Genomic DNA, 26,510 nt, shown 5'->3' with positions numbered 1-26,510 from the left:
AGCTATGCTGAGTTTTTTTATCAAGTGAAACTTGATTCAGTCGAGGTTTTCTCCTCATCTGAATCTTAGTTGAACTTATCTAGTGTCTAGCCACTGTTACAGTGGCTAGACATCGGATAACATATAAAATTATATAACTGTTAATCCTAAAGGAGGTAGTTTATGAATATATCAAAGGCCATTAAAAAACAAAAAAAGTCCTCTAAAAGATTCAAAATTCTAATGATATTTATTTTTATATTACTGCCTATTATAGTTTTGTTAACAGATATGACTCAAGCATTTTTTATAGCATATTTAGTTTTTATAGAAGCCCTTATATTACTGGCATTAATACATAAAGTTAACTGGGAGAAAATTGAGTTTAGCTGCCATAACAATAAATTGAAATATAAGTGTGGATTATTTTCAAAAGAATTGCTGATATTGTGCGATAAAGTACAATTAGTTCACACAGAAAAATCAAAAGATGATATGGAAATAATAATAATATCAACAGTAAGATTTAAAAATAAAAGTTATAAACCTATAACTCAAGGATTTCTAAAAAAGTATCCGATGGTAAATGAAGAATACATAAAAATAAAAAAATTAGATCCAGAGAATATGTTTTATTTTCTAATTATTAGAAAAGGTTCTTTAGTAAAGTATAACTTATTAGATATTATTTTTAAAAATTGTGTTAAAGCTACATATACACTTGATGCTATAGAGAACATAAAAATAGCTAGAGGTCAAAAAGAGATTTAAGGAGAATCGTATGGACACTAAAATTTCTATAATTAAAGATATACACAAAAATATTAAAGACATAGAAGAGGCAGCAAGTGTAATTAAAGAGGGAGGAGTTGTTGCATTTCCTACAGAAACAGTTTATGGATTGGGAGCTGACGCGTTAAATCCACTAGCAGTAAAAAAGATATTTGAAGCAAAAGGAAGACCTCAAGATAATCCTCTTATAATTCATGTAGCTAACAAGAATCTTGAAAGCCTAGTTCAGGAAATTCCAAGTATTGCAAATAAAATTATGGATAGGTTTTGGCCAGGACCATTAACTTTAATATTTAATAAAAAGGATATAATACCTGATGTGACTTCTGCCAATTTAGATACAATAGGAGTGAGGATGCCTAGTAATGAGATTGCTTTAAAGTTAATAGAAAGTTCAGGTACACCAATAGCAGCACCATCAGCTAATATTTCAGGTAGACCAAGCCCTACAGATGTAGAAAGATGTATTGAAGACTTAGAGGGAAAAATTGAATACATATTAGGCGGAAGTAGAAGCGATGTAGGTGTAGAATCTACAATATTAGATTTAAGTGTAGATCCTCCTTGTATTTTAAGACCAGGTGGAATTACTTTGGAAATGCTTAAAGAGATAGATGAAAGAATATATATAGATCCTGCAATAATGAAAAAAAGTAATGAAAATATAAAACCAAAAGCACCAGGAATGAAGTACAGACACTATGCTCCTAAAGCTAAAATCAAAATAATAAATGGAAATACAGAAAAAACTATTGAAAAAATTAAAGATTTGTTGCAAAATTATATAGACAATAAATTAAGGGTTGGAGTAATGACTTGTGATGAGCACATTAACTATTATTCTAATCAGGTTGAAATAATTTCTTTAGGGTCAAGAAAGAAATTGGATGAGATAGCAAAAAACCTTTTTGAAGCTTTAAGAAGTTTTGATGATAAAGGTGTAGATATAATCCTCGCAGAAGGATATGAAGAAAAAGATTTAGGAATTGCTATAATGAATAGGTTAAAAAAAGCTGCTGCTTACGATATTTTAGAAGTTTAATGGAGGTTTTGATGAAAAAGATTCTTTTTGTTTGTACAGGAAACACTTGCAGAAGTCCTATAGCTGAAGCTATATTTAATAATTTGAATAAAAGTAAAGATATAATAGCTCATTCTGCTGGAATTAGCGTATTTCCTGGTAGTAAAACATCTAATAACTCTAAGGAACTTATTTTTTCAAATTTAGGAGTTGATTTCTCAAATAGAAAAGCAGTGCAGTTAACTAATATAGAATTAGATGATGCCCATATAATTCTAACTATGACTTCATCAATGAAAAGAGCATTAATAGATGCTCTAACTTATGGTTCTCAAAAAGTTTATACACTTTGTGAGTATGTAGGTGAAAATGGGGATGTAATAGACCCATATGGTGGAGACTTAGCTATTTATGAGAAGACATATTCTCAATTAGAAAAGTTAATAAATAAATTATTGCTAAAAATTAAAGAGGAAGAAGGTATTCTTTAGATACTTTTTCTTCTTTTTTTTGGATAGATTACCACAAATTTAATATGGAGGTGTATAACGATGAAGATAGCAATTGGCTGTGATCATGGTGGATACAATTTAAAAGGTGAAATAATCAATTATTTAGAAAGTAAATCAATTGAATATAAGGATTATGGAACCTTTACTAAGGAATCTTGCGACTATCCAGATTATGCTTTAAATGTAGCAGAAGCTGTAGTAAGCAAGGAATACGATTTTGGAATTTTAATATGTGGAACTGGTATAGGAATCAGTATAGCTGCAAATAAAGTTCCAGGAGTAAGGGCTGCATTATGTAGTGACACTTTTAGTGCACATGCAACAAGAGAACATAATAATGCTAATATTTTAGCATTAGGAGAAAGAGTTGTTGGTCCAGGACTTGCAATAGATATAGTTGATACCTTCTTAAATTCTGAATTTCAAGGAGATAGACATCAAAATAGAATAGACAAAATAACTAAAATAGAAGAAAAATATTATAGATAATATTAGGAGGATTTTTAAATGAGCAAATTAACACAATTAAACCACCCATTAATATTCCACAAGATGGCGCTTATAAGAGATAAAAATACAGGGGCTAAAGACTTTAGAGAGCTTGTAGAAGAAGTTTCAATGTTAATGGCTTATGAAGTTACTAGAGATCTTCAAACAGAATATGTTGAAATAGAAACACCTATATGTAAAACTAAACACAGAGTTTTATCAGGAAAGAAATTGGCAATAGTTCCTATATTAAGAGCAGGTCTTGGTATGGTTGATGGTATGCTGAAATTAATACCAGCTGCAAAAGTTGGACACATTGGATTATATAGAGATGAAGAAACTCTTAAACCAGTAGAATACTTCTGCAAATTGCCACAAGATATAGCTGAAAGAGATATAATGGTAGTAGATCCTATGCTTGCAACTGGTGGATCAGCAGCAGATGCTTTAACATTACTTAAAGAAAAAGGAGCTAAAAACCTTAGACTTGTATGTTTAATATCAGCTCCAGAAGGAATCAAATATGTACAAGAAACACATCCAGATGTAGATATATATGTTGGGGCAATAGATGAAAAATTAAACGAACATGGCTACATAGTTCCAGGTCTAGGTGATGCTGGAGACAGATTATTTGGCACAAAGTAAAAAAATAGATTTAAGTAAATGAGGTTGGTTAATCCAACCTTTATTTACATTAAGGCAGATTTATTTTATAATTATATCAAAATATTCTTTGAGGTGGGATAATGGAGCGGAGAGATAAATACAATTATTATCTGGATATAGCAGAAACCGTTTTAGAAAGAGGAACGTGTTTAAGAAGAAACTATGGATCTATAATTGTAAAAAATGATGAGATTATATCTACGGGTTATACTGGAGCACCTAGAGGAAGAAAGAATTGTCTTGACATAGGAACATGTGTTAGAGAAAAACTAAATGTTCCAAGAGGAACTCATTACGAGCTCTGTAGAAGTGTACATAGTGAAGCAAATGCTATAATAAGTGCAGCTAGAAGAGATATGATAGGTGCAACTTTATATTTAGTAGGAAAAGACTCAAAAACAAAAGAATATGTAAAAGATGCCAATTCTTGTTCCATGTGCAAAAGATTAATAATTAATTCTGGAATTGAAAAGATAATAATAAGAAACTCTAAAGATGAATTTAAAATATTCTATGTAGATGAGTGGATAGAAAATGATGAGTCGTTAAATTATGAGGTTAAAGGATATTAATCCTAATGGAGGAAACATGAAAAAGATAAAAATATTTACTATATTTGGTACAAGACCAGAAGCAATAAAAATGGCACCATTAGTAAAAGAATTAGAAAAAAGAGAAGGCATAATTTCAAAGGTATGTGTAACAGCACAACATAGAGAAATGCTAGACCAAGTTTTAAATTATTTTGATATTAAGACAGATTATGACTTAAACATAATGAAGAGTAAGCAAACTCTAACAGGAATAACCACCAAAGTGTTAGAAGGTTTAGAAGAAGTTTTTGAAGAAGAGAAGCCCGATATGATATTAGTTCATGGTGATACTACTACAACATTTGGTGGAGCACTTGCAGCTTTTTATAAACAGATAAAGGTTGGGCATGTAGAAGCTGGACTAAGAACCTTTGATAAATATTTTCCTTTTCCAGAAGAGATGAATAGAAAGCTTACAGGAGCTTTAGCAGATATACACTTTGCTCCAACGGTAGGATCTAAAAACAATCTTTTAAGAGAAGGTGTAAAAGAAGAAGATATATATGTTACAGGAAACACTGTTATAGATGCTATGGAGCATACAGTAAAAGAAGAATATGTATTTGAAACAGAAGAGCTTAATCACATAGACTTTAACAAAAAGAAAGTAATAATGATAACAGCTCATAGAAGAGAAAATTGGGGAGAGGGAATAGAAAATATATGCACTGCTTTAAAAACTATAGTAGAAGAAAATAAAGATGTAGAATTAGTTTACTTAGTGCATTTAAACCCAGTTGTAAAAGATGTGGTATATAAACATCTAAATGACAAAGAAAGAGTTCATCTACTTACTCCTCAGGATACAAAAGAAACTCATAATCTTATGAATAAGTGTTTTATGGTAATGACTGATTCAGGAGGCTTACAAGAAGAAGCTCCTCACTTAGGAAAACCTGTATTAGTTTTAAGAGATGTAACAGAAAGACCTGAGGCTGTAGAAGCAGGAACTGTAAAGCTTGTTGGAACAGATGTAGAAACTATAATTAAAGAAGCTAACGATTTAATAAGAAATAAAGAAGCTTACGAAAAAATGAGCAAATCTGTTAATCCATATGGAGATGGTAAAGCATCTGAAAGAATAGTGGATGCTATAGAAAAATATTTTGGATTAAGCGATAAAGAAATAGAGGAATTTAAAAATAATTAAAGTAAAAACTCAGCTATAAGTCTGAGTTTTTTATTTTAATCAAGAGAATTAGTTGGATTTTTACATTATGTTTAATAACCATATAACCATATAACCAGAAATCCAGAAATCCAGAAATCCAGATAACCAGATTTCTGGCTAAAATATTGATATAAAATTATCTAAGTAAGAATGATATAATGGTAGTAAATATTTAAAATAATATAAATAAGGAAATTAATATATACAAAATTGTGTATATAGAAATAAATAATAAGCTTATAGAGATAAAAGTTTGTTATTTTTTTATCAAAAATCTTGATTAAAGATAAAATAGAAGTTATAATAAAAGAGAAGTTATAAATGAAAATAAAATCTTTAAATATATCCGTGGGAGGGTTATCAAAATGAGAGAAGTTGTTATTGTAAGTGCAGTTAGAACTGCATTAGGAACCTTTGGAGGAAGCTTAAAGGATGTATCAGCAGCAGATTTAGGTGCAATTGTAGTAAAAGAAGCAGTTAAAAGAGCTGGAATAAACCCTGAAAATGTTGATGAAGTTGTATTAGGAAATGTTATTCAAGCTGGATTAGGTCAAAATGTTGCAAGACAATCAGCTGTAAAGGCAGGATTGCCATTAGAAGTACCAGCTATGACAATAAATAAAGTATGTGGATCAGGATTAAGAGCAGTTGCTCTAGCGGCTCAAATGATTAAAGCTGGAGATGCAGATGTAGTAGTTGCTGGTGGTATGGAAAACATGTCACAAGCTCCATATTTATTAAAATCATCAAGATGGGGCCAAAGAATGGGCGATGGAAAAATGGTTGACTCTATGATAAATGATGCTCTATGGGATGCATTCAATGACTATCACATGGGAGTTACAGCTGAAAATATAGGAGAACAATGGGGACTTACTAGAGACGAATTAGATGCTTTCTCAGCAGCTTCTCAACAAAAAGCAGAAGAAGCTATAAAATCAGGAAGATTTAAAGATGAAATAGTTCCAGTTGTTATTCCACAAAGAAAAGGAGAACCAAAAGTATTTGATACTGATGAGTTCCCAAGATTCGGAACAACTAAAGAATCATTAGGAAAACTTAGACCTGCATTTAAGAAAGATGGAATAGTAACAGCTGGTAATGCATCAGGAATTAATGATGGAGCAGCAGCAATAATTGTTATGAGTGCAGATAAAGCTAAGGAATTAGGAATAAAACCATTAGCAAAAATTCTTTCTTATGGTTCAAAAGGATTAGATCCTTCAATAATGGGATATGGACCATTCCATGCTACTAAAAAAGCATTAGAAGGAACAGGATTAACAGTTAGTGATTTAGATTTAATAGAATCAAATGAAGCTTTTGCAGCTCAAAGTTTAGCAGTTGCTAAAGATTTAGAATTTGATATGAGTAAAGTTAATGTTAATGGAGGAGCTATAGCATTGGGTCATCCAGTTGGAGCTTCAGGAGCAAGAATATTAGTTACATTACTTCATGAAATGGAAAAAAGAGACGCTAAAAAAGGTCTAGCTACTTTATGCATAGGTGGTGGACTTGGAACAGCTTTAATAGTTGAAAGAGAATAATTAATTATATAAAATACCTATCAAACAATGATTTTAGTCGTTGGTTGGTAGGTATTTTTTTTGTTTAGATAATGATGTATTAGTTATTACAAAATTATCAATTGTACGTTAAAAAATGTTAAATAATCAATTATACTTTTATTTTTTTACTAATTGATGTATAATGTAAATAAAAAGTGAACTTAATTGAAAAAATGTGACTTATAAATTTTTAGGAGTGGTATATTGATAAATCTCAAAGAAGGAAATTATCAATTAAAGACAATGCTTGGGGCAATGGCAATAGCTAGTATACTGTCTGGAATAATGCTTATTACTATACCTAACCCAAAGTCTTATATATATGGACTTATGTTTACAACTACTATAACCATATTAAATTTTAGACTTATGAGTATGAATATTGAGAAAGCTATAGACATGCCAGGTAAAAATATTAATAAATACATATTAGTTAATTATACATTTAGATACATAATTTATGGAATTGCAGTTATTATATCCTTCTTAGCTGATTACATTAACATATACACAGCTTTATTTGGTCTATTTACTATAAAAATAGTTATAATATCAGATGCACTAATAGAGTGGATTTTAGATAGATTTAAAAATAAATAACAACAGCATATGAAGAACTAAGGAGGTGTAGAATGAAGGCAACTATTAAATTTACAATGTTTAACCATTCCATAAAGTTAAGTGGAGCAGCAATTAACTCTTGGTTGATAGTTATGGTTATATCCATATTTATTATCTTAGTTAGTAGAAAGATAAAGAAAGTGAAAGCTGGAGAAACTCCTGGTACTTTGGTTAGTATAATGGAGTTTTTTGTAGAGAAGGTTGAAGATTTAGTAAGAAATACAATGGGGGATAACGGAGTGCATTTTGCGCCCTATATAGCTACTTTACTTATATTTTTAGTATTTGCTAATTTATTGGGACTATTAGGATTAGAGACTCCTACATCAAACTATAGCGTGACTTTAGCCTTAGCTATGATTACTTTTGTGATGATACATTTCTCGGGAATAAGGTCAGCAGGAGTAAAGAAATACTTAAAGGGATTTGCAAAACCGACAGCCGTTATGTTGCCAATCAATTTAATATCAGAAATAGCAACGCCTATTTCTATGTCGTTTAGGCTTTTTGGAAACATGTTAAGTGGAACTGTAATAATTGCACTAATATTTAGTGTATTAAACAGTATATCTATAATTACAGTACCTATAATAGGGCCGTTTATTAATTTATATTTCGATGTTTTCGTAGGTCTAGTTCAGACGTTTATATTTTCCATGCTTACAATGGTATTTATAAGTAATAAGATGAACATAAATTAACTAAAATTTAAGGAGGAAATTGAAATGGATGGAATTTCAAGTGAAGCATTTGTATTAGGATGTTCAGCAATAGGAGCGGGGATAGCAGTATTAGCAGCTGCTGGACCAGGATTAGGACAAGGGTATGCAGCAGGTAAGGCAGCTGAAGCAGTTGCAAAACAACCAGAAGCTAAGTCAGATGTTATTCAAACAATGATATTAGGTCAAGCTGTAGCTGAGACAAGTGGTATATATGGATTAATAATAGCTATTCTACTTTTAATAGTTAGACCATTAATGCAAGCTCTATAATGACTTTTAATATAAGGGGGACTAACATATGAATTTTGAAATAAGTGTAATTCCTGAATGGTCCACTTTTATAGCTCAAATTTTATCAACTTTAGTACTATTTATTGTTGTAAAGTATTTTTTATTTAAACCAGTTACAGTAATGGTAAATGAGAGAAAAGAAAAAATACAGAATGATGTATTTGAAGCTAATAAGAGAATGCAAGATGTAGAGGAATTAAAGAGCCAATATACATTAAAGATAGAAAATGCAAAAGATGAAGCAAGACATATAGTTAATGTTGCAAAACATAGAGAAGATGAATTTAAAAAAGAGACATTAAAAGAAGTTAAAATCGAAGTGGAAGGTTTGTTCTTAAAGGCTAAAAATGATATACAAGTCCAAAAAGAGAAGGCTATGAATGCGGTGAAATATGAGGCTGTTGAAACAGCTGTAGTAATGGCATCTAAATTAGTTAATGAATCTTTAAACGAGGATACCCATAGAGAAGTTATAAAAAAGTTTATTGATGAAGTAGAGGGAATGGAATGGCAGAACTAACTGATAGAATGTATAAAGAAATCATGAGTAACTTGCTGTTTGAGGAAGAAAAACTTCAGAGGTTTAAAGAAGATATAAGACTTGTATTAGATATTTTATCGGAAGAGACGAAATTTAAAGCTATATTAGAGCATCCTAAATATTCTTATGAAGAGAAAAAGGAAATTATAGATTCAATTTTTAAAGGGAGAATTGAAGGGGAAGTATTAAGTTTAATTCATCAATTAATAAATAAATCTATAGAAAATCAGCTTATTAGAATATATGGTGATCTTAGTGAAAAGTTAAATAAAAAACTAGGAGTGATAAAAGCTCAGGCTTTTACCTCTGTTTATATGGATAAAGAGGAAATAGTAAGATTAGAAAATATCTTAGAGAAAAAGTTTAATAAAAAGGTTATAGTTCAAAATATTATAGATAAGTCTATAGTAGGAGGCGTAATACTAAGAGTTAATAATAAAATAATAGATGGTAGCATAAAGAAACAAATTAAGGATATTTATAATGAGTTAAAACATAATGTTGCAAATTTATGATAGGAGAGAACGACTATATGAGTTCAAGAAAAGATGAGATTAAGTCTATTATAAAGAATCATATTGAAAAGTATGAAAAAGAATTAGATAGTTTAGATATTGATTATAGCGTTAGTCCTAAGGATGTAAGTTCAATAATAAGAGAACAACTTAAGAGGTATGAAAGTAAGTTTAATATAGATGATATAGGCACTGTAATTCAAGTTGGAGATGGTATAGCGAGAATACATGGACTTGAAAGATGTATGTCTTCAGAACTTCTTGAATTTCCTAACGGAGTATATGGATTAGTTCTTAACTTAGAAGAGGATAGTATCGGATGTGTTTTGTTAGGAAAATATGATGATATTAAAGAAGGGGATATAGTAAAAAGAACTGGTAAAATAATTGAAGTTCCAGTAGGAGATGAACTTATAGGTAGAGTTATTAATCCCCTAGGAGAGCCTATTGATGGAAAAGGTGTTATAAATTCTAAAAAGTATAGAGCAATAGAGGCAGAGGCTTCTGGAGTTATAATGAGAGAAGGCGTAACAGTTCCACTTCAAACTGGTATAAAAGCTATAGATTCTATAATCCCTATAGGTAGAGGTCAAAGAGAACTTATAATAGGAGATAGACAAACAGGAAAAACAGCTATTGCTATAGATACTATAATAAATCAAAAAGGTAAAGACGTAATATGTATCTATGTAGCTATAGGACAAAAAAGGTCATCTGTTGCTCAAATTATTGATGTATTAGAGAAAAATGATGCTATGGAATATTCTATTGTAGTATCTTCAAGTGCAAGTGAGCTTGCTTCATTACAGTATATAGCTCCTTATTCTGGTGTAGCTATAGCAGAAGAGTTTATGTATTCTGGAAAAGATGTTTTGATAATATATGATGATTTATCAAAACATGCTGTAGCTTATAGAACTATGTCACTACTACTTAGGAGACCACCAGGACGTGAGGCATATCCAGGAGATGTGTTTTATCTACATGCAAGGCTTCTAGAGAGAGCTGCAAGATTACATAAAGATTATGGCGGTGGATCTATAACAGCGCTTCCTATAGTAGAAACTTTGGCAGGTGATATATCAGCTTATATACCAACTAATATAATTTCTATAACAGATGGGCAGATATTCTTGGAGCAGGAATTATTTTCATCAGGACAAAGGCCAGCTGTAAATTCAGGTTTTTCAGTATCTAGAGTTGGTGGAGCTGCGCAGACTAAGGCTATGAAAAAAGTATCAGCTGGATTAAAGTTAGAGTTAGCTCAATACAGGGAACTTTTAGCTTTTGCACAATTTGGTTCTGAACTTGATAAAGAAACTAGAAAAAGTTTAGAGTATGGAAAGAGAATAATGGAAATATTGAAACAAGAACAATATAATACAATGTCTGTAGAAGATCAAGTAATAATCCTTTATGTGGCTTCTAATAACTATTTAAGCGATATTAAAGTAGAAAAAATAAAGGAATTTGAAAAAATGTTTTTAGAATATATTGGTGAAAGTTATTCTGATATAAAGAGTGAAATACTTAAAACTGGTGACTTAAGTAAAGATACAGAAGAAAAACTTATTGAAGCTATAAACGAGTTTAAATCAAATTTTAAATAACTAAACCTAAAAAGAGATGAGGTGAAAATATGCCAGATAGTTTAAATGATATCAAATCAAAAATGAGAAGTGTAGAAAATACTAAACAAATAACTATGGCAATGGAACTAGTTTCATCTTCTAAATTGAAAAAATATAGAACAAAGTTTGAAGACAATAAAGTTTATAATGAAACGGTGCTTAAAAGTGTAAAAGATGTATTAGCATCTATTTCGGATATATCTTTAGATAATAGAAATGATAAAGGTTTAAAGGCTTATATAGTAATTACGTCTGATACAGGTTTAGCTGGTGGATATAATGCTAATATATTAAATTTAGTAGAAGACCTTGAAATAGATAAAGAAAAAATGTTAGTGATATCTATAGGACAAAAAGGCAAAGTTTACTTTAAAAAGAAGAAGTACAATGTTAATAAATATATTACAGATATTTCGGAGAATCCTGAGTATAAAAGTGCTATGTATGTTGGGGATTTGATAATGGATTTATATAAAAAAGGTGAAGTAAGTGAAATAAATGTTATATATACAAAGTTTGAAAATATATTGTCACAAAAACCTATAGTAGAAAAATTATTTCCAATAGAGAATAGCGAAAAGAAAAAAGAGCATATAGAATATATTCCATCAAGAGAAAGTATATATGAATATTTTTTCAAAAAGTATATTTATATGAATATTTTTAGTCAATTAAGTGAATCTGCAGTTAGCGAGCAAGCTTCTAGAAAATTATCTATGGAGTCTGCAACTAATAATGCTGATGAAATGATATATGACCTTGAGCTTGCATACAATAGAATTCGCCAAGCTTCTATAACAAGAGAGATTACAGAAATAGTAAGTGGTGCTGAGGCATTAAAATAAGTATGGTGAAGGAGTTGAGCGAATGAAAGAGAGAAATACTGGAAAGGTCTTACAAGTAATTGGACCAGTTTTAGATATAAGATTTAAGAAGGAAATGTTACCTAAAATCTATAACATTATAGAAGTACAAGGAACAAATAAAAAGGTTATGGTTGAAGTAGCGCAACACATTGGTGATGATACGGCAAGGTGTATTGCAATGGCTTCTACTGATGGATTGGAAAGAGGAATGCTTGCAATAGATACAGAAGCACCTATAAGTGTTCCAGTAGGAAATATAACTTTAGGAAGATTATTTAATGTTTTAGGTGAAACTATAGATAATGGTGAAACTATAAATTCCAAGGAATATAGACCTATTCACAGACAAGCGCCTTCTCTTGAAGAACAAAAATCAGGAAGTGAAATACTTGAAACTGGAATAAAGGTAATAGATCTTATGACTCCTTACGTAAAGGGTGGTAAAATAGGCCTTTTTGGAGGAGCTGGAGTTGGGAAAACTGTTCTTATACAAGAACTTATAAATAATGTTGCAAAAAAGCATGGTGGACTTTCAGTTTTTACTGGAGTTGGTGAAAGAACAAGAGAAGGAAACGATTTATATCATGAAATGAAAGAGTCGGGAGTAATTGGTAATACTGCATTGGTATTTGGTCAGATGAATGAACCCCCAGGTGCAAGAATGAGAGTGGCTCTTACGGGACTAACAATGGCTGAATATTTTAGAGATGAACAAGAAAGAGATGTTCTTCTATTTATAGATAATATATTTAGATTTAGTCAAGCTGGTTCAGAAGTATCAGCTTTACTTGGAAGAATACCTAGTGCAGTTGGATATCAGCCAACTTTAGCTACAGAAATGGGGCAACTTCAAGAGAGAATAACTTCTACTAAGTTCGGGTCTATTACATCTGTTCAGGCTGTTTATGTTCCAGCAGATGATTTAACTGATCCAGCTCCTGCAACTACATTTACTCACCTTGATGCAACAACAGTATTATCACGTAATATTTCAAGCCTTGGAATATATCCAGCTGTTGACCCGCTTGATTCAACATCTAGAATATTAGATGCTTCTATTGTTGGGGAGGAACATTACAAAACTGCAAGGGAAGTTCAAAAGATACTTCAAAAGTATAAGGAACTTCAATATATAATAGCTGTATTAGGAATAGATGAGTTATCTGAAACTGATAAATTGATTGTTGGAAGAGCAAGAAGAATACAGAGATTTTTATCTCAACCATTTAGTGTTGCAGAACATTTTACTGGAATTAAGGGTGAATATGTTAGTGTAAAAGATACAGTAAGAGGTTTTAGAGAAATACTAGACGGAAAACATGATGATGTACCAGAATCAGCATTTTTATTCGTTGGAACTATAGAACAAGTAGTAGAAAAGGCTAAAAGCCTTCAATAAAGTAAGGGGGAGCATAGGTGAAAAAATTTAGATTGAAAATCGCGACTCCTGAAAACATTGTTTTTAATGAAAATATAGATATGGTTATAGTTAGAACCATAGATGGCGATATAGGAATAATGGATAGGCATACTCCCTTAGTATCATTGCTTGGAAAAGGCAAAATGAAAATAAAAAGAGATGGAGTAATAAAAGAAGCTTTTATAGATGGCGGATATATTCATGTAAAAGAAAAGAATACAATCATAATGTGTGATTATATTGAATGGAAGAATTAAATATTAAAAAAAGAGGTAAATTAAGGCTGTAAGGCTCTGGTTTATCTCTTTTTTTATTTAAAATAGTTAAAAATAAAAAATAAAGTATATATTGATAAATATTTTGTGAATAAAAGTGAATGACATTATTCAATTGTGGAGTAAGAGAAGAAAATGTTTGATGAAGCAAGTTTAATTAAATTTAAAATATATCAAAAATATCTATTTTATATAAAAAAATATCAAAAAAGTGTTAATTGAAAATGTTGTCAATAGAAGTTACTCATAAAAATACAATAATCAGAAAATTCTTGAAAATGAATCAATGAGACCGGATTATTTACTTTTATAGATAAGTAGAAAATTATTAAGATATCAGGATATAAACCTCAATATTTTGAGCTATTAGGTGAATTTGACGAAATAAGATGTATTTTAGTCAGATACGATGTTTTGTTAAAAATTTTTAACAGGATATAATAATCACAGGCATTACAAAAAGGAGTCAAACTTATGGATAAATCCTTAAAAGAACTACTAGTCAAGAACTTTAGGTTTACCACGATAATAGTATTAGTTGTTACAGTTTTATTATTACCATTATTAGGTATAAAAATTGCATTTGCATATTTTATAGGTGCAATTTTAGGATTAATAAATTTCATGTCTAGTGGAATTATTATGGGAAAATATTTTTTAAAAAAACCAATTCTCATAAATATAGGATATATATTAAGGATATTACTAATAATATTAGTGGCAATTCCTTTCACAAATGACTTAATTATGTTTTTAGCATATTTAGGTGGATTTATATCTCATCATATATGTTTAATTTTTTATTGGATTTTTATTAAAGAAAGGAAGTGAGTAGATGTTAGAAGAGTCAAAGCCATTATATTCGTTTAATATTGGAAGCTTTCCAGTTGAAATAAAAACTGAATTAGTTGTTCAATGGGTAGTTATGTTAGTAATTATAACACTAGCATATTGGGCTACAAGAGGTATGAAAAAGCATCCTAATAAAAAACAAACAGTAGTAGAATTGATATATAATGCAATAAAAAATGTAGTAATAGAAAATATGGGTGATAAATATGGATCATTTGTACCATTTATAGGAACTTTGGCTGTATTTATATTAATTCTTAATTTAACAGGATTGGTTGGAGTATCACCACCTACTGAAAACTTTAGCGTTACAATTGGGCTTGCACTTATAGTTTTTGTAGTAATTCAGGCTAATGCAATAAAAAAAGTAGGATTAGGACATTATTTCTTAGGGTATGGTAAACCACTTTTACCTATGTTACCATTAAATATTATGGAAAGATTAATGTTACCAGTATCACTTTCATTGAGACTTTTTGGTAATGTTATGGCAGCCACAGTATTAATAGAATTGGCTTATGAAGCCTTGAGCAGCATATCATTTTTTGCGCAGTTAGGATTACCTATTCCATTGCATGCATATTTTGATATATTTGACGGCGTTATACAAATGGTTATATTTGTCATGTTAACCATGCTTAATATAAGAACTGTAGCAGAACATTAAAAATTATTTATTTTAGGAGGAATTTACAATGGAAAACGCAATGAGAGCATTAGGGGCAGCTATAGCTGTATTAGTAGGTATTGGAGCTGGTATCGGTATAGGAAATGCTACTGGTAAGGCAGTAGAAGGTATTTCTAGACAACCAGAGCACAGTGGTAAAATAACTACTGCTTTATTAATTGGTTGTGGTTTTGCTGAAGCAACAGCTATCTATGGATTGTTAATATCAATACTACTATTATTTGTTGGAGTGAAATAATAAGAAATTATAAATTATAATTAATTACTGACTCCGGAAGGGAGGCATGGGCTTCAAGATGGAAATAAATTTATCATTAATTTTGGGAACCATTATGAACTTCATTATTTTGTTATGGATTTTGAAGCACTTTTTCTTTAATAAAGTTAAGACTATTGTAGATGATAGACAAAGTGAAATTGAAGACAAAATAATAAGGGCAGATGAAGATTTAGAAAAAGCTAGAATATTTAAGCTTGAAAATGAAAGAATGCTTAAATCAGCAAGAGACGAAGGTAAACAGATTACTGAAGAGTATAAGAAAAAAGCTGATAAAGTTCACAGCGAAATTCTTCAAGAAGCTAATAAAGAAGCAAATGTAATAATGGAAAGAGCGAAAATTGAAGTAGAAAGAGAAAAAAATAAAGCAGAAGCTGAATTAAAGAAGCAAGTTGTTGATTTAGCAGTGATGCTATCTGTAAGAGCTTTAGAAGAAAGTATTGATGAGGAAAAACACAGAAAACTTATTAATGACTTTATAGCTAAGGTAGGTATTTAATATGTACGAATATTTGGATAGAAGATATGCTTTAGCTCTTTATCAGGTTGGAGAAGAAAAAGGTAAGGTAGAAGAATATTTACGTGATTTGAGAGAAATCTGTGATCTTGTAGATAATAATCCAGAGTTTTATGAAGTTATAAAACACCCTCAAATAAGTACATCAAAGAAGAAAAGTACTTTTGTAAATATATTTAAAGGAAAAATTGATGAAGAATTATTATCTTTCCTATTATTACTTATAGAGAAAGATAGAATCCTTTATTTAAAAGAAAAGCTAAATGAAATGGAAAAAATTCATTTAGAGAGAAATAATACTTTAATTGCTAAAGTTAAAAGTGTTATTCCTCTTACAGAAGAACAGAATAATAAGCTGACAGAAAATTTACAGAATAAATATGACAAAAAAGTGGTTCTTCAAGAGGAAATTGATAAAAGCATAATTGGTGGGTTATACGTTAGAGTTGGAAATGATGTAATAGATGGAACAGTAAAATCCAAACTCGATGAAATGAAAGCTCGTATGCTAAAGAGAGAATAGAGGTGAGTCTATGAATATCAAACCAGAAGAAATTACATCCATTATAAAAAGTGAAATTCAAAAATATGAAAAACAAATAAAAACAGTGGATTCTGGTACTATAATTCAAATAGGTGACGGTGTTTCTAGAGTTTATGGCCTTGACGATTGTATGGAAGGAGAGCTTTTAGAATTTCCTAATAACATATATGGAATGGCACTAAACTTAGAACAAGACAATGTTGGATGTGTTCTTTTAGGATCAGAAGAAGGAATAAAAGAAGGCGACATTGTAAAGAGAACCGGAAAAATAGTTGAGGTACCAGTTGGAGACGCACTTGTTGGTAGAGTTGTTAACTCTTTAGGAGTAGCTATAGATGGAAAAGGACCTATAAAAAATGATGGTTTTAGACCAATAGAAGTTCCAGCACCAAGTATAATTGATAGAAGTTCAGTTAATGAACCTCTACAAACTGGAATAAAAGCTATAGACACAATGATTCCTATAGGTAAAGGTCAAAGAGAATTAATAATAGGAGACAGACAGACTGGAAAAACAGCATTAGCTTTAGATGCTATTATAAATCAAAGAGGCAAAGATGTTATATGTATATATGTAGCTATTGGTCAAAAACAATCTACAGTTGCACATATAGTTAACACACTTACTGAAATGGGATCTATGGATTATACAATCGTAGTAACTTCCACAGCTTCTGATAGTGCTCCTCTTCAATATCTTGCTCCTTATGCAGGATGTACTATGGGAGAATACTTCATGAATAAAGGAAAAGATGTTCTTATAGTATATGATGATTTGTCTAAACACGCGGTTGCTTATAGAACAATGTCATTACTACTTAGGAGACCACCAGGAAGAGAAGCTTATCCTGGGGATGTATTCTATATACATTCAAGACTTCTAGAAAGAGCTGCGAAGCTTTCAGAGAAGAATGGTTCAGGATCACTTACAGCTCTTCCTATAATTGAAACATTAGCAGGAGACGTTACTGCTTATATACCAACAAACGTAATATCCATAACTGATGGACAGATATTCCTTGAGTCAGAATTATTTTATGCAGGGCAAAGACCAGCTGTTAATGCAGGTATTTCTGTATCAAGAGTTGGTGGTAACGCGCAGATAAAAGCTATGAAGCAAGCTTCAGGAACATTAAGAATAGAGTTAGCTCAATACAGAGAACTTGCAGCTTTTGCTCAATTTGGATCTGATTTAGATAAAGATGCTAAAATGAGATTAGAAAAAGGTAAGAGATTAGTAGAGATATTAAAACAAGCTCAATATAAACCTATGGATGTTGAAAAGCAGATAATGATTCTTTATTCTGCCGTTAATGACTTCTTATCAGATATCAAAGTTTCTGATATTAAGAAATTTGAAGCAGAGTTTTTAGAATTTATGGATACGCACCATAGAGAAATAGGAAAAGCTATAGTAGAGCAAAAAGTATTAAGTGATGAAATTAAGACTGGTTTAGAATCAGCTATATTCGAGTTTAAGAAGATGTTTCTACAAAATGCGTAACAGCAAATTTTAACCTATACAATAAGGTGTAAGGAATTGATACCTAGATATAAGTGAAGGAATTTAAAGCCTAATATAATAAGGTGCATAGCTAAAAGCTATGCCATCTTTTAGGAGGTGGATATATGGCAGGAGCAGGACTTATCCAGATAAAAAGAAGAATTAAGTCTATAACTAATACAAAGAAAATTACAAAAGCCATGGGACTTGTTGCCACTTCAAAACTTAGAAAAACAAGAAAACAACTTTCTTTTAATGATAAATACTTTAATTCTTTAAAAGATTTAACAGAAAGTTTAATAAGTTCTATAGAGGAAGATGACAATAGTATTTATTTTAAAGCTAACAATCAGGGACCTGCATTATATATTTTAATTGCATCCGATACAGGACTATGTGGAGGGTTTAACGGAAATATAGTAAACTATTTTATGACTCAAAGCGTAAATGCAGAAAATGCTGAGGTTATGGTTGTAGGGCAAAAAGGATTATCTTATCTTAAGAGGTATAATCAAAGTACATTAGCAGAATATGTTGATATACCAGATGTACCAACGGTTAAGGAAGCTAAGATAATTTATGAACATGCAATTAGACTTTATAAAGAAGGAAGTATTTCAGAAATAAATGTAATATATGCTGAATTTATTTCCCCTGTTAAACAGAATATGAAAAAAGTTAAACTACTTCCAATGGATAAAATAGAAGGTAAAAAAGCTAACATTATAGCAGAACCTAATATTGAAGAAGTTGTTGAAGGAACTTTGGATATTTATTTGAAATCATATATATTAAATTGCATGCTTAATTCTAAGGCAAGTGAGCAAAGTGCTAGAATGACTGCAATGGATGGAGCAACTAATAATGCAAGTGATTTATTAGATGCATTAAATACTAAATATAATAGAATCAGACAAACCGCTATAACTCAAGAAATTTCTGAAATAGTTGGTGGAGCTGAGGCTCAAAAATAGTGAGGAGGTATACTAATGCCTGGTACTATCGGAAAAGTAGTTCAAGTAATTGGACCAGTTATTGATATAAAATTTGATACAGATGCTCTTCCAAACATATATAATGCAATTGAAATTTGTATGGGAGAACATAAAGTTGTAGCTGAAGTTGAACAACATATAGGTGATGATATAGTTAGAGCTATAGCGATGGAAGCTACTGAAGGATTAAAAAGGGGTATGGACGCTTTAGACACTGGAAAAGCTATAACAGTACCTGTAGGAGAACAAGTTTTAGGTAGATTATTTAATGTCCTAGGTAGCCCTATGGATGAAAAGGAAGAGGTAAAGGCTGAAAAGTATTACCCAATTCATAGACCTGCTCCAACATTCCAAGAACAATCTGTTGAACCAGAGATGTTTGAAACTGGTATTAAGGTAATAGACTTAATTGCTCCATACCAAAGAGGTGGAAAAATAGGCCTATTTGGAGGAGCTGGAGTTGGTAAAACAGTTCTTATACAAGAACTTATAAATAACATAGCTAAACAACACGGTGGACTTTCAGTGTTTACTGGTGTTGGAGAAAGATCAAGAGAAGGTAATGATCTTTATCATGAAATGATGGATTCAGGAGTTATAAATAAGACTGCTTTAGTATTTGGTCAAATGAATGAACCACCTGGAGCTAGAATGAGAGTAGCATTAACAGGACTTACTATGGCAGAATATTTTAGAGATAAAGGTCAAGATGTATTATTGTTTATAGATAATATATTCAGATTTACTCAAGCTGGTTCAGAAGTATCAGCTTTACTTGGAAGAATTCCATCAGCTGTTGGATACCAACCTACATTAGCAACAGAAATGGGTGCTCTTCAAGAAAGAATCACATCAACAACTAATGGTTCTATAACATCAGTTCAAGCAGTATATGTTCCAGCGGATGATTTAACGGACCCAGCTCCAGCGACAACATTTGCTCACTTAGATGCAACAACAGTTTTATCAAGAGAAATATCAGAACTTGGTATTTATCCAGCTGTTAACCCATTAGAGTCAAGTTCTAGAATACTTGATCCTAGAATAGTTGGTGAAGAGCATTATGAAGTAGCTTCTAAGGTTAAGCATATTCTTGAAAGATATAAAGAATTACAAGATATAATAGCTATCTTAGGTATAGATGAACTTTCAGAAGAAGATAAACAAATAGTTTCTAGAGCAAGAAAAATACAAAGATTCTTATCTCAACCTTTCACTGTAGCTGAACAATTTACAGGATTTCAAGGTAAGTATGTACCTGTAGCTGAAACTGTTAGAGGTTTTAAAGAAATTCTTGAAGGAAAACATGATGATATTCCAGAATCAGCATTCCTTTTTGTTGGATCTATAGAAGAAGCTGTAGAGAAAGGTAAGAAGATTGCTAATTCATAGTAGTTTTATGAAGGGAGAATATTATGTCTAAAAAATATACTTTAAAAATTATAACTCCCGATAGAGAATTATTTGAAGGTGAGGTAAGTAAAACTGTAATTCCAACTAATGATGGAAATATAGAGATATATGCTAATCATACACCTATAACAGTTATAACTGTTCCAAATAAAACTGAGTTTGTAGATGAAGCAGAAAATAAAAAAGTACTATTTACATCAAGTGGAGTTGTAACTTTTAATGATGGTATGCTTACTTTTTGTTGTGAATCAGGTGAATGGCCAGAGGAAATAGATATTGCTAGAGCTGAGGACGCCAAAATGAGAGCAGAAAATAGAATAAAAGATTCAAGTAAATTTGATGAAAAAAGAGCTAAACTGGCATTAAGTAGAGCTCTAGTTAGAATAGATATTAAAAATAATTTGTAATAAATAAAACCCTAGCAGTGTTAGGGTTTTATTTTATGCTTATAATATGGAAAATATTCACAAAAAAACAAAAAATTAATATAATAATAATATATCTAAGTGAATAAAAGCTTTTTGCCTTGACAATAATTAAGAGGAAAGGTAGGGGGTATAATGAAGTACAAAAAAATTGCAATGGTTGTACTTTTCCTTTTTTCTCTCTTAACTTTTTTAAATTTGTACAATTTAAAATGCCAAGGTTTTCAAAGTTTAGAAGGAAAGTTTTTAGAGAACTATAAGGATGTTGAGAGAACTTTAATAGTTGAAGGTAAAAGTTATTTAAATAACCATGATTTTAAAGATTTAATAAAAAACAAAATGAATAGTGAATTTTACGGAGAAAAATCTTTAGAAGAAAATACTACTTCTTTCTCTTATAAAATATTAAATGAATTAGATGATATTCAAGTAGATGTATATAATGATGAAGAAAATTCTTTTAGAATTATATATTCAACAAAGAATAAAAAGGAAAATCTAGAAGAGGTTAAAAAAAATATAAATCATCTCCTAGAGGAAGTATCATATGATGTGAGATATTTTAAAGAACTTAAGGGAAGAATAGATATACAAGGAGATTTAGAAGAAGTATTAGACAAGGAGCTGAAAGCAGTAGGAATAAAGAGCTATACATCTTTAAAAATTAATAATGGATATACTGGGAAGGCAGAATTGGCTAATAGTACTATAAACTTCGCTATTTGCACATATGAAAAAAACTCTTATATGGTTATTGGCGAACCATTAATAGTTTCAACATATTAACAATAGTTTATGGAGGATAACATGGAAAAAATCAGAGTAAAAGGTGGAAATACTTTAGCTGGTGAAGTTAATATTAGTTCTGCAAAAAATTCTGTGCTCCCAATAATAGTAGCATGTATTTTATGCGGAGATGAAATTACAATAAAAGAGGCACCACTCTTAGAGGATGTATATGTTATATGTAATGTATTAAAAGAATTAAATGCTGAAGTAGAAATAAATAAAATAACAAGAGAATTAAAAATTAATACAAAAAATTTAATTCCTAATAATGCAAATAGTGAACTAATAAAAAAAATGAGGGCATCATTTTTAATAATAGGACCTATGATAACTAAGTTTGGTTATTGTAAGTTATCGCATCCAGGTGGATGTAATATAGGAACAAGGCCTATAGATCTTCACTTAAAAGGATTAAAAGCTTTGGGCGCAGAAATATCCATAGGACATGGATATGTAGAAGCTAAGGCAAAAGAACTTATAGGGAATCGAATTTATTTAGACTTTCCTTCTGTAGGAGCAACAGAAAATATAATGATGGCAGCAGTTTTTGCTAAAGGTACCACCATAATAGAAAATGCTGCTGAGGAACCAGAAATATGGGATTTAGCAAATTTCTTAAATTCTATGGGAGCAAAGGTTTATGGAGCTGGACAGGGAAAAATAACTATTGAAGGAGTTAATTCTCTAAAACCAGTAGTATATAAGCCTATATTTGACAGAATAGAAGCAGGAACGTTTATGGTTGCTGCAGCTATAACTAAAAGTGAAATAACCATAAATGGAGTTAATGAAGAACATTTAAGACCTACTATTGAAAAACTTAAAGAATGTGGAGTAATAATGGAACTTGTAAATGGGAAAATGAGAGTTGATGGAAGAGGAGAATTAAGACCAGTAGATATAAAAACTCTGCCATATCCAGGTTTTCCTACTGATATGCAAGCTCAGATGATGGCTCTTTTAAGTCTCACCAAAGGTTCAAGTATTATATCAGAAACAGTTTTTGAAAATAGATTTATGCATGTCCAAGAACTACTAAGAATGGGAGCAAATATAAAAATTGATGGTAGAACAGCAATTATAGAAGGCGTTGATAGATTAACAGGTGCAGGAGTTAAAGCAACAGATTTAAGAGCAGGAGCAGCAATGATACTAGCAGGATTAGTAGCAGAAGGAGAAACAGAAATAAACGAGGTATATCATATAGATAGAGGATACGTTAATATTGAAGAAAAATTAAAAATGTTAGGTGCAGATATAGAGAGAATATATGAATAAAAAAATCAGCTTATGCTGATTTTTTTATTATTTGTCATAGGTTTCATATTTCTGAGTATATATAGTTATGTAAATTAATTATGAGGTGATAGCTATGAAAAGATATAATTTTGATGCAGGTATTATGAGAAAAGTTGCATTATATTTTTCCTCTATATTATGTTTGATATTAATTCCTATAATGGTGCTAAATGGAGAAATTGCTACTCCTAAGAATAAAGATGATACTACAATTAAAGATGATGAAAATACAAACATAAATAATGATTCTAATAATAATAAAGACTTTTCAAAAATAAAAGTTCATCATGTTGAAAGTAATTCAAATGAAGAGATGGATTTAGAAGAGTATATAGTGGGAGTAATAGCTGCAGAAATGCCAGCAGAATTTGAAATAGAGGCTTTAAAGGCACAAGCTATTGCTGCAAGAACTTATGCATTAAAAAGAATAGTAACTCATTGTGAGCAGGCTAATGGAGCTGATATATGCGATACGGTTCATTGCCAGGTATATATTAGTAAAGAGAAGAGAATGGGAATGTGGGATAAATCTCAGGAGGAAGAAGAAAATTATTGGAAGAAGTTTCAACAGGCGGTACAAGAAACTAAAGGAAAAGTATTAAGTTATGAAGGTAAGCTCGTTTTATATCCACAGTTTTTTTCAACAAGCTGGGGTAAGACAGAAGATTCAGCTTCCGTATTTGCATCAGATGTACCTTATTTAAAATCTGTAGATTCTCCTGGAGAAGAAGATTCAAAAAGTTATAAATCAAATAAAGAATTAACTGTAGAAGAGTTTATTAAGTTGGTTAACAATAAATATAAAGAAGCGAAGTTAAGTGCTTCTAATCTAAATGGTTCAGTAAGTATATTAAGTAAAAATCCTGGGGGATCTGTTGCGGAAGTTAAATTAGGAGGAGCTAAGATAAAAGGAACTGAATTTAGGACATTATTAAATCTAAAGTCAGCTAATTTTACTATTAAGGTAGCTAACGGAAAGGTAAATATCGAGTGTATTGGTTATGGTCATGGGGTAGGAATGAGTCAAAGAGGAGCAAATGTAATGGCTAAAGCTGGCACTAAAAGTGAAGAGATACTTAAGCATTATTATAAAGGGGTAGAAATAAAAGATATAAAGGAAATTAACCTAAATTAAAATATTTTAGAAGTTATATAGGAATTAGATTTTTAATTCATATATAACTTTTTTTATGTAAAAAATGTCGAAATAAAATAGAAAAAAGTAATGGAAAAATTGTATTTTTTTAGTTTATAAAGGACAGACTACCAAATGGAGGTGTTCATAACTAATGGATAAAAAGAACAGATTTGAAAAATTAAAAAACTTACTTAGAAAGGAGAGTTTTTACGTAATTTTATTTTTGTGTCTATGTGTGGTAGCTAGTGCAGCAGCAATTTCAGTAAGAAAAGCTAAAGCGGATTTAACTCCACCTGTAGCGGATAGTTCGGATGACTTACCAATTAATATAAATGATTCTAGTGGAAATAATGTAATTGATAACGCTGATCAGGTTAAAAATACTAATGATAAGTCAAATGAAGAAAAATCAGACAACAATAAAGATGCTAATAAAACTTCTCAAAACACAACACAAAAATCAACCACCGTTTCAAATACAAATACTGTTAAATTTAATAAACCTTTAGATGGTACATTATTAAGAAAGTTTTCATATGGTATTGAGATGGTAAAAGTTGATACCAATAATTATGAAAGTATAAAAGGAATCGATATTTCAGCAAAAGTTGGAACTGATGTTGTAGCTGTAGCTGAAGGAGTTGTTGAAGAAGTTGGAGAAGAAGATGGTGATTTAAGTGGATGGTATGTTGTTATAAAACATACTAATGGTATGAAGAGTAAATATGCAAACTTAGATTCAAATATCAAAGTTAAAAAGGATCAAAAAGTTACTCAGGGAGCTGTTATCGGTAAAGTTGGAAATACAGCTAAGAAATTTACTAATAAAGATGTTGGAGAACATTTGAAATTCCAAATGGTAGATTCAAAGGGTGAACAAGTTGATCCATTAAAATATTTTACACTTAAGACACAATAATTGATTTATATAATTGAAATCAGTCATTTTATAAAATGGCTGATTTCTAAAAACATTAAATAAATATTAACTAATATAACTAAATGAGGAGGATCCAGCTTTGAAAGACTATATTGAAGAAAGGGTACTAGAGGTTGCTCAGTATATAATAGATTCGAAAGCTACAATTAGAAAAACTGCAAAGGTTTTTGGTGTTAGCAAAAGTACTATTCATAAAGATATGACTGAAAGATTACCTAAAATTAACCCATCTATAGCACAGGAAGCAAAATATATTTTAGATTTAAATAAAGCTGAAAGGCATATTAGAGGTGGAAAAGCTACAAAATTAAAGTACAAGGCTATTGAATAGATTCATTATTCCATATTATAATATAAAAAGGAGAATATTGTTGAAAAACTTTAAATATTTTCGAATTTTATCATTATAGGAGTGAATATAAAATGTGGTTTTGGAAGATTGGAAACGACTTAGCCATAGATTTAGGTACAGCTACTGTGTTAGTTTATATGGCAGGAAAAGGGATTATTTTAAAAGAACCTTCAGTAGTAGCGGTAGATAAAAATTCAAATAAGGTACTAGCTGTAGGAGAAGAAGCAAGAAAAATGATTGGCCGTACCCCAGGGAATATCGTTGCAGTACGTCCACTAAGAGATGGCGTAATATCTGATTACGATATTACTGAAAAAATGTTAAAACATTTTATTCAAAAAAGCTGCGGTAAAAGAAAAATTTCTGCCCCAAAAGTTATGGTATGTGTACCATCACAATCAACTGAAGTTGAAAAGAGAGCAGTAGTAGATGCTGCTAAAAATTCAGGAGCTAAGTCCGTATTTTTAATAGAGGAACCACTTGCAGCTGCAATAGGAGCTGGATTAGATATTTCAAAACCAAATGGAACAATGGTTATAGATATTGGTGGAGGAACCACTGATATAGCAATTATATCTCTAAATGGTGTAGTTGTAAGAGCGTCAATTAAGGTTGCTGGAGATAAGTTTGATGAATCTATTATCAGATTTATAAGAAGTAAATACAAGCTTATGATCGGAGAAAAATCAGCAGAAGAGCTTAAAATAACTGCTGGATCGGCACTAAGAGGCTCAAGAAATGTTACGGCTATAGTAAAAGGAAGAAATTTAATTACTGGATTGCCAGATAATATAGAAGTAACTACTGAAGAACTTACAAAGGCATTAGAAGAACCAGTAAGATTAATAATAGATAAAATTCGAGATGTATTAGAAAAAACCCCACCTGAGCTAGCGGCAGATATAATAGATAAAGGAATATTAATGACTGGTGGAGGGGCCTTGCTTTATGGATTCGATAAATTAATTGAGATAGAAACTGGAGTAAAAGTTAATGTAGCTGATAATTCAGTAGATTGTGTTGTTTTAGGATCTGGAAAAGCATTAACGTCTTTAGAAAAAGGACATGGTGAGTTTTTAATCTCAAATAAATAGAGTATTT

At 30.6% G+C, this 26,510-nt stretch carries 32 protein-coding genes; all 32 read left to right on the top strand.

Translation table 11 applies throughout. From position 1 onward, the window contains the following. Positions 1 to 162 precede the first annotated feature (162 nt). The 32 genes from P8F83_RS14345 (at position 163) to mreB (ending at position 26,503) form a co-directional block, all read left to right on the top strand. Positions 163 to 750 (top strand): hypothetical protein, encoded by a 588-nt coding sequence (locus P8F83_RS14345; protein WP_073022516.1) that lies wholly within the window; start codon positions 163 to 165, stop codon positions 748 to 750. Between the two features lie 10 nt (positions 751 to 760). Next, a complete protein-coding gene (locus P8F83_RS14340; protein WP_326511682.1) occupies positions 761 to 1,813 on the top strand; it encodes an L-threonylcarbamoyladenylate synthase in 1,053 nt (350 codons plus the stop codon). A gap of 11 nt (positions 1,814 to 1,824) precedes the next feature. Beyond that, complete coding sequence (locus P8F83_RS14335; RefSeq protein WP_326511681.1) at positions 1,825 to 2,283, top strand: low molecular weight protein arginine phosphatase; 459 nt, start codon at positions 1,825 to 1,827, stop codon at positions 2,281 to 2,283. A 60-nt stretch (positions 2,284 to 2,343) separates the two neighbouring features. Next, positions 2,344 to 2,793, top strand: a complete 450-nt coding sequence (gene rpiB / locus P8F83_RS14330; RefSeq protein WP_021800473.1) for a ribose 5-phosphate isomerase B — start codon at positions 2,344 to 2,346, stop codon at positions 2,791 to 2,793. A gap of 18 nt (positions 2,794 to 2,811) precedes the next feature. After that, positions 2,812 to 3,441 (top strand): uracil phosphoribosyltransferase, encoded by a 630-nt coding sequence (upp, locus tag P8F83_RS14325; protein WP_238906079.1) that lies wholly within the window; start codon positions 2,812 to 2,814, stop codon positions 3,439 to 3,441. Positions 3,442 to 3,542: 101 nt separating this feature from the next. Then, complete coding sequence (locus P8F83_RS14320; protein WP_021800475.1) at positions 3,543 to 4,034, top strand: dCMP deaminase family protein; 492 nt, start codon at positions 3,543 to 3,545, stop codon at positions 4,032 to 4,034. 16 nt (positions 4,035 to 4,050) lie between these two features. Further along, positions 4,051 to 5,205 (top strand): non-hydrolyzing UDP-N-acetylglucosamine 2-epimerase, encoded by a 1,155-nt coding sequence (gene wecB, locus P8F83_RS14315; protein WP_326511680.1) that lies wholly within the window; start codon positions 4,051 to 4,053, stop codon positions 5,203 to 5,205. Positions 5,206 to 5,591: 386 nt separating this feature from the next. Next, positions 5,592 to 6,773, top strand: coding sequence for an acetyl-CoA C-acetyltransferase (locus P8F83_RS14310; protein WP_326511679.1), 1,182 nt, complete (start codon positions 5,592 to 5,594; stop codon positions 6,771 to 6,773). 225 nt (positions 6,774 to 6,998) lie between these two features. Beyond that, a complete protein-coding gene (locus tag P8F83_RS14305) occupies positions 6,999 to 7,394 on the top strand; it encodes an ATP synthase subunit I (protein WP_326511678.1) in 396 nt (131 codons plus the stop codon). A 32-nt stretch (positions 7,395 to 7,426) separates the two neighbouring features. Continuing rightward, on the top strand, positions 7,427 to 8,116 hold the full coding sequence (gene atpB / locus P8F83_RS14300) for a F0F1 ATP synthase subunit A (protein ID WP_326511677.1): 690 nt from the start codon (positions 7,427 to 7,429) through the stop codon (positions 8,114 to 8,116). Positions 8,117 to 8,140: 24 nt separating this feature from the next. Further along, a complete protein-coding gene (gene atpE, locus P8F83_RS14295; protein WP_326511676.1) occupies positions 8,141 to 8,407 on the top strand; it encodes an ATP synthase F0 subunit C in 267 nt (88 codons plus the stop codon). Positions 8,408 to 8,435: 28 nt separating this feature from the next. Then, complete coding sequence (atpF, locus tag P8F83_RS14290; RefSeq protein ID WP_326511675.1) at positions 8,436 to 8,948, top strand: F0F1 ATP synthase subunit B; 513 nt, start codon at positions 8,436 to 8,438, stop codon at positions 8,946 to 8,948. Next, complete coding sequence (atpH, locus tag P8F83_RS14285; RefSeq protein WP_326511674.1) at positions 8,936 to 9,484, top strand: ATP synthase F1 subunit delta; 549 nt, start codon at positions 8,936 to 8,938, stop codon at positions 9,482 to 9,484. Before atpF ends, atpH begins: the two co-directional genes overlap by 13 nt. Positions 9,485 to 9,501: 17 nt before the next feature. Then, positions 9,502 to 11,094, top strand: a complete 1,593-nt coding sequence (gene atpA / locus P8F83_RS14280) for a F0F1 ATP synthase subunit alpha (protein ID WP_326511673.1) — start codon at positions 9,502 to 9,504, stop codon at positions 11,092 to 11,094. 29 nt (positions 11,095 to 11,123) lie between these two features. Next, a complete protein-coding gene (gene atpG, locus P8F83_RS14275) occupies positions 11,124 to 11,960 on the top strand; it encodes an ATP synthase F1 subunit gamma (RefSeq protein WP_326511672.1) in 837 nt (278 codons plus the stop codon). Positions 11,961 to 11,982: 22 nt separating this feature from the next. Beyond that, positions 11,983 to 13,380: a F0F1 ATP synthase subunit beta gene (gene atpD, locus P8F83_RS14270; RefSeq protein WP_326511671.1), complete on the top strand. Its 1,398-nt coding sequence runs from the start codon at positions 11,983 to 11,985 to the stop codon at positions 13,378 to 13,380. 17 nt (positions 13,381 to 13,397) lie between these two features. Further along, positions 13,398 to 13,658 (top strand): F0F1 ATP synthase subunit delta/epsilon, encoded by a 261-nt coding sequence (locus tag P8F83_RS14265; RefSeq protein ID WP_326511670.1) that lies wholly within the window; start codon positions 13,398 to 13,400, stop codon positions 13,656 to 13,658. Positions 13,659 to 14,150: 492 nt separating this feature from the next. Continuing rightward, positions 14,151 to 14,507 carry a hypothetical protein gene (locus P8F83_RS14260; protein ID WP_326511669.1) on the top strand — a complete coding sequence of 119 codons (357 nt, stop codon included), beginning with the start codon at positions 14,151 to 14,153 and terminating at the stop codon, positions 14,505 to 14,507. A gap of 4 nt (positions 14,508 to 14,511) precedes the next feature. Further along, positions 14,512 to 15,195 carry a F0F1 ATP synthase subunit A gene (locus P8F83_RS14255; RefSeq protein ID WP_326511668.1) on the top strand — a complete coding sequence of 228 codons (684 nt, stop codon included), beginning with the start codon at positions 14,512 to 14,514 and terminating at the stop codon, positions 15,193 to 15,195. A 28-nt stretch (positions 15,196 to 15,223) separates the two neighbouring features. After that, the gene (gene atpE, locus P8F83_RS14250; RefSeq protein WP_326511667.1) at positions 15,224 to 15,454 is read left to right on the top strand and encodes an ATP synthase F0 subunit C; all 231 of its coding nucleotides are present in this window, start codon (positions 15,224 to 15,226) and stop codon (positions 15,452 to 15,454) included. A 58-nt stretch (positions 15,455 to 15,512) separates the two neighbouring features. Then, positions 15,513 to 15,992, top strand: coding sequence for a F0F1 ATP synthase subunit B (locus P8F83_RS14245; protein WP_326511666.1), 480 nt, complete (start codon positions 15,513 to 15,515; stop codon positions 15,990 to 15,992). Between the two features lies 1 nt (position 15,993). After that, a complete protein-coding gene (locus tag P8F83_RS14240; protein WP_326511665.1) occupies positions 15,994 to 16,533 on the top strand; it encodes a F0F1 ATP synthase subunit delta in 540 nt (179 codons plus the stop codon). A 10-nt stretch (positions 16,534 to 16,543) separates the two neighbouring features. Then, the gene (atpA, locus tag P8F83_RS14235) at positions 16,544 to 18,058 is read left to right on the top strand and encodes a F0F1 ATP synthase subunit alpha (protein WP_326511664.1); all 1,515 of its coding nucleotides are present in this window, start codon (positions 16,544 to 16,546) and stop codon (positions 18,056 to 18,058) included. Positions 18,059 to 18,183: 125 nt separating this feature from the next. Beyond that, complete coding sequence (gene atpG, locus P8F83_RS14230) at positions 18,184 to 19,032, top strand: ATP synthase F1 subunit gamma (RefSeq protein ID WP_326511663.1); 849 nt, start codon at positions 18,184 to 18,186, stop codon at positions 19,030 to 19,032. 15 nt (positions 19,033 to 19,047) lie between these two features. Then, complete coding sequence (atpD, locus tag P8F83_RS14225; protein ID WP_073022506.1) at positions 19,048 to 20,445, top strand: F0F1 ATP synthase subunit beta; 1,398 nt, start codon at positions 19,048 to 19,050, stop codon at positions 20,443 to 20,445. A gap of 23 nt (positions 20,446 to 20,468) precedes the next feature. Then, entirely contained in the window at positions 20,469 to 20,873 is a 405-nt protein-coding gene (locus P8F83_RS14220; protein WP_238906087.1) for an ATP synthase delta/epsilon chain alpha-helix domain-containing protein, read from the top strand. Positions 20,874 to 21,026: 153 nt separating this feature from the next. Further along, positions 21,027 to 21,677 carry a hypothetical protein gene (locus tag P8F83_RS14215; protein ID WP_326511662.1) on the top strand — a complete coding sequence of 217 codons (651 nt, stop codon included), beginning with the start codon at positions 21,027 to 21,029 and terminating at the stop codon, positions 21,675 to 21,677. A 21-nt stretch (positions 21,678 to 21,698) separates the two neighbouring features. Continuing rightward, entirely contained in the window at positions 21,699 to 22,958 is a 1,260-nt protein-coding gene (murA, locus tag P8F83_RS14210) for a UDP-N-acetylglucosamine 1-carboxyvinyltransferase (RefSeq protein ID WP_326511661.1), read from the top strand. Between the two features lie 94 nt (positions 22,959 to 23,052). After that, on the top strand, positions 23,053 to 24,114 hold the full coding sequence (gene spoIID, locus P8F83_RS14205) for a stage II sporulation protein D (protein WP_326511660.1): 1,062 nt from the start codon (positions 23,053 to 23,055) through the stop codon (positions 24,112 to 24,114). 154 nt (positions 24,115 to 24,268) lie between these two features. After that, complete coding sequence (locus P8F83_RS14200) at positions 24,269 to 25,036, top strand: M23 family metallopeptidase (RefSeq protein WP_238906096.1); 768 nt, start codon at positions 24,269 to 24,271, stop codon at positions 25,034 to 25,036. Positions 25,037 to 25,136: 100 nt separating this feature from the next. After that, the gene (gene spoIIID, locus P8F83_RS14195) at positions 25,137 to 25,388 is read left to right on the top strand and encodes a sporulation transcriptional regulator SpoIIID (protein ID WP_021800490.1); all 252 of its coding nucleotides are present in this window, start codon (positions 25,137 to 25,139) and stop codon (positions 25,386 to 25,388) included. 92 nt (positions 25,389 to 25,480) lie between these two features. After that, complete coding sequence (gene mreB / locus P8F83_RS14190) at positions 25,481 to 26,503, top strand: rod shape-determining protein MreB (protein WP_326511659.1); 1,023 nt, start codon at positions 25,481 to 25,483, stop codon at positions 26,501 to 26,503. The last annotated feature ends 7 nt before the right edge of the window (positions 26,504 to 26,510 follow it).

Origin of the sequence: Clostridium intestinale (genome assembly GCF_035905475.1) — a bacterium.
GTDB lineage: Bacteria > Bacillota > Clostridia > Clostridiales > Clostridiaceae > Clostridium_T > Clostridium_T intestinale.
Note: the sequence above shows the minus strand (reverse complement) of the source record. Positions and strands in the feature narration are given on the sequence as shown.

What these genes read in the sequence shown, in the direction of transcription:
- P8F83_RS14345 (WP_073022516.1), top strand. Translation starts at nt 163, where the DNA reads ATGAATATATCAAAGGCCATTAAAAAACAAAAAAAGTCCTCTAAAAGA.
- P8F83_RS14340 (WP_326511682.1), top strand. Translation starts at nt 761, where the DNA reads ATGGACACTAAAATTTCTATAATTAAAGATATACACAAAAATATTAAA.
- P8F83_RS14335 (WP_326511681.1), top strand. Translation starts at nt 1,825, where the DNA reads ATGAAAAAGATTCTTTTTGTTTGTACAGGAAACACTTGCAGAAGTCCT.
- rpiB (WP_021800473.1), top strand. Translation starts at nt 2,344, where the DNA reads ATGAAGATAGCAATTGGCTGTGATCATGGTGGATACAATTTAAAAGGT.
- upp (WP_238906079.1), top strand. Translation starts at nt 2,812, where the DNA reads ATGAGCAAATTAACACAATTAAACCACCCATTAATATTCCACAAGATG.
- P8F83_RS14320 (WP_021800475.1), top strand. Translation starts at nt 3,543, where the DNA reads ATGGAGCGGAGAGATAAATACAATTATTATCTGGATATAGCAGAAACC.
- wecB (WP_326511680.1), top strand. Translation starts at nt 4,051, where the DNA reads ATGAAAAAGATAAAAATATTTACTATATTTGGTACAAGACCAGAAGCA.
- P8F83_RS14310 (WP_326511679.1), top strand. Translation starts at nt 5,592, where the DNA reads ATGAGAGAAGTTGTTATTGTAAGTGCAGTTAGAACTGCATTAGGAACC.
- atpB (WP_326511677.1), top strand. Translation starts at nt 7,427, where the DNA reads ATGAAGGCAACTATTAAATTTACAATGTTTAACCATTCCATAAAGTTA.
- atpE (WP_326511676.1), top strand. Translation starts at nt 8,141, where the DNA reads ATGGATGGAATTTCAAGTGAAGCATTTGTATTAGGATGTTCAGCAATA.
- atpF (WP_326511675.1), top strand. Translation starts at nt 8,436, where the DNA reads ATGAATTTTGAAATAAGTGTAATTCCTGAATGGTCCACTTTTATAGCT.
- atpH (WP_326511674.1), top strand. Translation starts at nt 8,936, where the DNA reads ATGGCAGAACTAACTGATAGAATGTATAAAGAAATCATGAGTAACTTG.
- atpA (WP_326511673.1), top strand. Translation starts at nt 9,502, where the DNA reads ATGAGTTCAAGAAAAGATGAGATTAAGTCTATTATAAAGAATCATATT.
- atpG (WP_326511672.1), top strand. Translation starts at nt 11,124, where the DNA reads ATGCCAGATAGTTTAAATGATATCAAATCAAAAATGAGAAGTGTAGAA.
- atpD (WP_326511671.1), top strand. Translation starts at nt 11,983, where the DNA reads ATGAAAGAGAGAAATACTGGAAAGGTCTTACAAGTAATTGGACCAGTT.
- P8F83_RS14260 (WP_326511669.1), top strand. Translation starts at nt 14,151, where the DNA reads ATGGATAAATCCTTAAAAGAACTACTAGTCAAGAACTTTAGGTTTACC.
- P8F83_RS14255 (WP_326511668.1), top strand. Translation starts at nt 14,512, where the DNA reads ATGTTAGAAGAGTCAAAGCCATTATATTCGTTTAATATTGGAAGCTTT.
- atpE (WP_326511667.1), top strand. Translation starts at nt 15,224, where the DNA reads ATGGAAAACGCAATGAGAGCATTAGGGGCAGCTATAGCTGTATTAGTA.
- P8F83_RS14245 (WP_326511666.1), top strand. Translation starts at nt 15,513, where the DNA reads ATGGAAATAAATTTATCATTAATTTTGGGAACCATTATGAACTTCATT.
- P8F83_RS14240 (WP_326511665.1), top strand. Translation starts at nt 15,994, where the DNA reads ATGTACGAATATTTGGATAGAAGATATGCTTTAGCTCTTTATCAGGTT.
- atpA (WP_326511664.1), top strand. Translation starts at nt 16,544, where the DNA reads ATGAATATCAAACCAGAAGAAATTACATCCATTATAAAAAGTGAAATT.
- atpG (WP_326511663.1), top strand. Translation starts at nt 18,184, where the DNA reads ATGGCAGGAGCAGGACTTATCCAGATAAAAAGAAGAATTAAGTCTATA.
- atpD (WP_073022506.1), top strand. Translation starts at nt 19,048, where the DNA reads ATGCCTGGTACTATCGGAAAAGTAGTTCAAGTAATTGGACCAGTTATT.
- P8F83_RS14220 (WP_238906087.1), top strand. Translation starts at nt 20,469, where the DNA reads ATGTCTAAAAAATATACTTTAAAAATTATAACTCCCGATAGAGAATTA.
- P8F83_RS14215 (WP_326511662.1), top strand. Translation starts at nt 21,027, where the DNA reads ATGAAGTACAAAAAAATTGCAATGGTTGTACTTTTCCTTTTTTCTCTC.
- murA (WP_326511661.1), top strand. Translation starts at nt 21,699, where the DNA reads ATGGAAAAAATCAGAGTAAAAGGTGGAAATACTTTAGCTGGTGAAGTT.
- spoIID (WP_326511660.1), top strand. Translation starts at nt 23,053, where the DNA reads ATGAAAAGATATAATTTTGATGCAGGTATTATGAGAAAAGTTGCATTA.
- P8F83_RS14200 (WP_238906096.1), top strand. Translation starts at nt 24,269, where the DNA reads ATGGATAAAAAGAACAGATTTGAAAAATTAAAAAACTTACTTAGAAAG.
- mreB (WP_326511659.1), top strand. Translation starts at nt 25,481, where the DNA reads ATGTGGTTTTGGAAGATTGGAAACGACTTAGCCATAGATTTAGGTACA.